At 43.2% G+C, this 1835-nt stretch carries 2 protein-coding genes; one reads left to right on the forward strand and one right to left on the reverse strand.

The genetic code is table 11. From position 1 onward, the window contains the following. Positions 1-203 precede the first annotated feature (203 nt). The gene (gene rmf, locus A3766_RS19190; RefSeq protein WP_068509010.1) at positions 204-413 is read left to right on the forward strand and encodes a ribosome modulation factor; all 210 of its coding nucleotides are present in this window, start codon (positions 204-206) and stop codon (positions 411-413) included. 46 nt (positions 414-459) lie between these two features. On the opposite strand, the gene A3766_RS19195 is transcribed toward rmf, so the two are convergent. Continuing rightward, positions 460-1482 (reverse strand): quinone-dependent dihydroorotate dehydrogenase, encoded by a 1023-nt coding sequence (locus tag A3766_RS19195; protein ID WP_068512352.1) that lies wholly within the window; start codon positions 1480-1482, stop codon positions 460-462. Positions 1483-1835: the final 353 nt, after the last annotated feature.

Here is a 1835-nt window from a genome sequence, read left to right on the forward strand (position 1 = left end):
TTTAGACAGAAATTTAGCTTAACTAAAAGTCCGGCCCAGTAAAGACAAGCAAAGCTTATTGCCGCCGGCAAAACACTATAACAATTCATTTGCACTCAATAGGAGTTGAATTACCTTTAAGCTTCGTAACCCCTTCGGGTACAACGTTGCTGCGCTACTTATAAATAACAATGTTTAAAGCATGTTCATGAGGTTCATAACGAATGAAAAGACAAAAGCGTGATATTGATCAAAGAGCATTTAAAAAAGGTTATCAAGCAGGCATTACAGGAAAATCAAAATCTCTCTGCCCTAATTCTACTACCACCGCAAAGCAAAACTGGCTAAGTGGCTGGCGTGAAGGTAGAGGCGACAACTGGGACGGTCTAGTTGGAGTATCCGGTATTCACAAACTCCCCGGGATCACAACATAGCAAAAATTGAAATTGAAAAGGCCCACATCAGGGCCTTTTTTTATGCTTAACGCATCGACTTAATCGCTAAGGCAGCATCTCTTATTAAAGCAGGCCCCTTATAAATGAAACCTGTATAGATCTGTACCAGGCTTGCCCCGGCATTAATCTTATCCACCGCATCTTGACCGCACATAACCCCCCCCACGCCAATAATAGGCAGACTCTCTCCAAGTTCGGCTTTCAGCTGAGAGATCACCTCGGTCGATCGCGTCGTTAACGGAGCACCACTCAAACCACCTGCCTCGTGCGCATGGGGGTAGCCCTGAACAGCCTCTCTAGCCAATGTAGTATTGCCCGCAATTACACCATCCAGTTCACGCGCTTTTAGCGACTGCGCAACCATCACAAGCTCTTCGTTAGTCATATCAGGAGCAATTTTGATTGCAGTGGGGACATAACGGCCATGCTTCTCTGCCAGTTTAGCCTGCTCTTCCTTAATCGCGTCAAGCAAAGAGTTCAGAGACTCACCAAATTGAAGGGTACGCAAGCCGGGCGTATTGGGCGACGAAACATTTACAGTTATATAGGTAGCACGAGAATAAACCGCGTTAAGGCATTTTATATAATCTGAATTCGCATCCTCAACAGCCGTATCAAAATTCTTCCCAATATTAATTCCAATAGGATTTTTGTACTGACTCGCTGCAACCTGCTGCAACAGGTGCTCAACCCCTTCATTATTGAAGCCCATTCGATTAATAATTGCCTGGTTCTCTTTCAGGCGAAATAAACGAGGTTTGGGATTTCCCGGTTGTGGTCGAGGAGTGATTGTACCCACCTCGACAAAACCAAAGCCCATTCGGCCCAGCGCATCAATGTGATCGGCATTTTTATCCAAACCTGCTGCGAGACCGACTCGGTTTGGGAACTGTACCCCCATCACTTCGACTGGGTCAGAAACCACATCTGGCAAAAATGGTGAAATCAACCCCAAACGATTGAACGCGCTCATCCAATCCAACGAAAGCTCATGAGCTGTCTCAGGCGGCAGTGTAAATAATAAGTTTCGTAAAAGTGAATAAGACATATACAGACCCGACTTTAAAAAATATTAACAAGTGCATTTTATAGACAAACATAATCGGCGTTCATTATATACACTTGTTCACAGGTAAACGAAAAGAAAATACTGGCAAGTCCATTCGGCAAAAAAAGACAAGCAAAAAAATTGCATTTTTTACTATTTTTTTTGCTAATTTCCGCCTCTAGCATGTTGACTTTCAAAGCGACTTAAATTCAATCCCCGTTAAGACAAAAGCATTATTACGCTTTTGACATTTATCCACCAATTCTGTGGATAACTTTGTTGAAAACTTAAGTAAAGACGGTCAAACCCCGCTAGAAATGGCGGCGACACACAAACTGATTATTTTTTAACCA

Source organism: Oleiphilus sp. HI0132 (assembly GCF_001635845.1).